Consider the following 4,007-nt stretch of genomic DNA (forward strand, 5'->3'; position numbering starts at 1 on the left):
TGCGATCCGGGTTTTGATGAGCGCCGGTGTGAGCCCCGCCGCAAACCCAGGTTCTGTCGGGGTTCTGATGCGCGCCAGTGTGGGCGCCACCGCAGACCCAAGTGCGATCCGGATTTTGGTGCGCCCCGGTGTGAGCACCACCGCAGACCCATGTGCGATCCGGGTTTTGATGAGCGCCGGTGTGAGCCCCGCCGCAAACCCAGGTCCGATCTGGGTTCTGATGCGCCCCGGTATGAGCGGACCCACATACCCATGTCAAATCTGGGTTCTGATGGGCCCCTGTGTGGCCTTGGAAAATTAAATCCTGATTACTCATATGATCCATTCGAAGAGGGCCTAACGCCCAAGGTAAGCGGCACCGGAGTGCGAAGCACGCAGGGAACCAATACTTGCTGGCAAGTATTGGTGTCCGCTTGACCGCCCAGTTAGGCAGGTGCGCGTAGGAGAGGGCGTTGAGAACACGCCGACCTGTGCACTTGACTTGATGCTTGGCCATTGCATGACCACGCTCCCTTGATTTGATTTCCGGAGATTTTGCCTGATGCTGGTTGGCCGTGGCAGCGCGGTTTCCCTGCGCTGAGCGCCGAAGGACGCGCGGCCAGCTTGGTGATGGCATGCGGAGAGATGGCGCGGCACATGATCGCCGTTGCCTGCCGAAGGACAGGCAACCAATTGCCGATGGCGTGTGGCACTTTGGCGCCGCTGACTGGCCAGCGGGCTGCCGTAGGACAGACAGCCAGATTGAGACTTTGCCAAGCACCTCGTGGCCATGCTGGACGAACCTAAAGCGCCAAACTTGAAGCAGCGATGAGATGCTTGAGCGACAGAGAGAAAGGCCTCGGCATGCATCAGTGTTCTCGCGCAGAACATCGATGCATATTGATGTTCACGTGGCATGGCATCGATACGGCCTTGCCAAAATGCAGCGTCAAAAAGTGGGGCCTAACGCCCAAGGTAAGCGGCGCCGGAAGGAGCGCAGCGACTGAAGGGTACCAACAAGGGCCAAGACAATGGCGAAGCCTTGGCCCTTGTTGGCGTCCGCTTGACCGCCCAGTTAGGCGCCATGTTGATTAAAGACGGAGAGTTCTTCACGGGAGCGGACTTTCGGAGATGAGTTAGACCAGTGGATGCAGCCAAGCTGAACGCCGTATGGCTCGCGGAGTTCTTGGCTTAATGAACGACCGCTGAGAATGACTTCATCTAGATCGTGGATGCCTAGACACGTGAAGTTCGTTCGGTCTCCTGGACCATCGCAGTGGGCATCGCTAAAGCCATGAATCATTTCAGAGGCCTTGAGATACGCAATATCCGCATTGTCAGCTTCAAATATATGCGTATCAATTCGCAACAACTCGGAAGAGCGAAGGACCTCATAGGGTGCTTCTTTGGCACACCAGAGGTCTTGCTGTTGAACGACAAAGTGAGCGACGAATAGCGGCATGTGAGTTGGGGCCTAACGCCCAAGGTAAGCGGCGCCGCAAGGAGCGCAGCGACTGAAGGGCACCAACAAGGGCCAGGACAATGGCGAAGCCATGGCCCTTGTTGGCGTCCGCTTGACCGCCCAGTTAGGCGCTGAATTTTGAGTTTTAGGATTGGGCGGCATTGGTGAGTCTGCGCTGGCGCTGAACATAGGCAAGCGCAACGCCTACGACTGGTTGCACAAGAAGGGAGAAGCTCTCGATGGATGCGGGCACTCCATTGGACAGCGTGACAAGCAGCACAGGAGCAATTGCGATCAGGGAGATGGAGATTGAGGTGGGATTTACACCCAACAGTAACCTCACTGGCAGGACAAAAAGTGCACTGCCTAAGACGCTGACTGCAAAGATCATGGAATATGCAAGCGTACGAGCGTAGCCTTTTCCAAAGGCATTGTTGAGTGGCTCAAATGTTGGCTTGACGACTTGAATCGCCCAAATGCTTGCTGAATCCACGATCACGTGGGCGAAGAAGAAAAAGAAGATTACGGACAGTAATAGCCCAATCACCACTGCTGTTGAGGTTGACACCTTGATGCTCATATGTGCTGGCCTAACGCCCAAGGTAAGCGGCACCGGAGCACCGAAGGTGCGGAGGGCACCAACAAGGGCCAAGACAATGGCGAAGCCTTGGCCCTTGTTGGTGTCCGCTTGACCGCCCAGTTAGGCTGGGGAGCGCAGGAGAGGGCGTTGAGGCCGCGACAACCTGGCTGCGTTCATTGATGCTTGGCCTTTGCATGGCCGCTCCCTTGATTTGATTTCCAGAGATTTTGCCTGATGCTGGTGGGCCGTGGCAGCGCGGTTTCCCTGCGCTGAGCGCCGAAGGACGCGCGGCCCACTTGGTGATGGCACGCTGAGAGATTGCGTGGCACATGATCACCATTGCCTGCCGAAGGACAGGCAACCAACTGCCTATGGCGTGTGGCACTTTGGCGCGGCTGTTTGGTGAGCAGGCTGCCGTAGGACAGACAGCCAGATTGAGACTGTGCGGCGCGCCACGTGGCGGATCAGGATGGCAGCAAAGCGCCAAACCTGGAGTCGCGAACAGATGGGTGAGCGGCAAAAAGAAAGGCCGTGGTTGGCATCAGTGCTCTCGCGCAAAACATCGATGGCTATTGACGTTCACGAGGCATGACATGAATGAAACCTTGCCCAAACGCAGTGCCAAAAATCGAAGGCCTAACGCCTTAGTTAACCGGCGCCGGAGCACGAAGTGCGGAGGGCACCGACAGCGGCCATGAAGATGGCGAAGCCATGGCCGATGTTGGCGTCCGCGTTGAACGACCAGTTAGGCTGCATGCAGGTGCGCAGTGTGGCGAGCCCATAAGCCTAAAGCATGCATCCTGCAGCCATCAAGAGTTGATGCAAGGCAGCGAAAGCCAAGCGTAGTGGATGGCAAGAGCGATCCAGGCCACGAAGGAAATTCTAGGACCCCATCGTGTCGGGAGAAGCCCTTGGTCATGCCGGGGGTCACTTTTTGGGTACCAGCCTGCTGTGCTGATTCGCCAAAACTCGGCTTCCACGCGAAGCTTTTCCCGTTCTTGCTTGAGTTCTTCTATCGCTGAAATCCCAGCTTGAGTGGACAGGTGCGTTAACAGCCCTGTAATGAGGCCAACGGCAATAATCGTTATTAGCAGGGCTTGTGCATGCGGGATAAGATTCTTATGCTCTGGGTTTGCCCCGGTAATGGCTTGTAGCGAAGTCGCGTAGCCTTGAAAAAGGAATGCTTGAAAGAGCAAAAACCAATTTAGACGTCTGTCGTTCTCCGAGTACTCGCCGTCTACAGCAGCATCCACGCGCTGCAAATTAAGAAGAAGCAAGTCGGGTATGCATTGCTTCAGTGTGGATTGCTCGGTGGATGAATCATTCATTGTCGAACTCTCATCGGTTGCGGAAGGGGATTTCTGGCATGACTACTTGGGGCCTAACGCCCAAGGTAAGCGGCACCGGAGCACCGAAGGTGCGCAGGGCACCAACAAGGGCCAAGACAATGGCGAAGCCTTGGCCCTTGTTGGTGTCCGCTTGACCGCCCAGTTAGGCCACGGTTACTGTGACTGGAATGCATCTTCGAGTGCATACAAAGTTGAGAGTAGAGCGGAGTCGCTAGGCGTGCCTTCTAGTGCGTCAATGTGATGCCTCACAAGGTAATACTCCGATTCACCCTTGATTTTTCCCCGTGCGACGACTTTTTTAAGCCGCTCCATATCTTTGGCTTGAACATCTGGCGCGTACTGTTGAAGCGCGGAGCAGAGCGCTTGGCTGGCGACGACTCGAACCTGTTCCGGCAGGGCCTGCAAGAGCAAGGGCATTTCACGAATGCCTTGTTCTATACCTGAGGCAATCACCGACTTTGTGACGGTGCCAGCTTGCAGTGCCTGGGAGTAGTCACGCTTTGCCAATGCCCAACCCGTTCTAAGGCGCACGATCAATTCGTGCTGTTCGCTCTCAAGCTGTCGATGAAAGTCATCGAGAACGGCGGTAAGTCGATCGAACCTGGTCATTTCGCCTAGCGCTTCGGTGTAAGGGGCC

General features: G+C 56.1%; 4 protein-coding genes. All 4 read right to left on the minus strand.

Translation table 11 applies throughout. From position 1 onward, the window contains the following. Window positions 1–1,054 precede the first annotated feature (1,054 nt). The gene (locus tag JY96_RS23490) at window positions 1,055–1,441 is read right to left on the minus strand and encodes a hypothetical protein (RefSeq protein ID WP_152606711.1); all 387 of its coding nucleotides are present in this window, start codon (window positions 1,439–1,441) and stop codon (window positions 1,055–1,057) included. Window positions 1,442–1,586: 145 nt separating this feature from the next. Then, window positions 1,587–2,021, minus strand: coding sequence for a hypothetical protein (locus JY96_RS21770; protein WP_152606712.1), 435 nt, complete (start codon window positions 2,019–2,021; stop codon window positions 1,587–1,589). An 809-nt stretch (window positions 2,022–2,830) separates the two neighbouring features. Continuing rightward, window positions 2,831–3,349, minus strand: a complete 519-nt coding sequence (locus JY96_RS23495) for a hypothetical protein (RefSeq protein WP_152606713.1) — start codon at window positions 3,347–3,349, stop codon at window positions 2,831–2,833. Between the two features lie 174 nt (window positions 3,350–3,523). Further along, window positions 3,524–4,007, minus strand: a 484-nt coding sequence (locus JY96_RS23685; RefSeq protein ID WP_161784392.1) for a hypothetical protein, incomplete at its 5' end; no start/stop codon positions are given.

This window comes from Aquabacterium sp. NJ1 (genome assembly GCF_000768065.1).
Lineage (GTDB): Bacteria > Pseudomonadota > Gammaproteobacteria > Burkholderiales > Burkholderiaceae_C > Aquabacterium.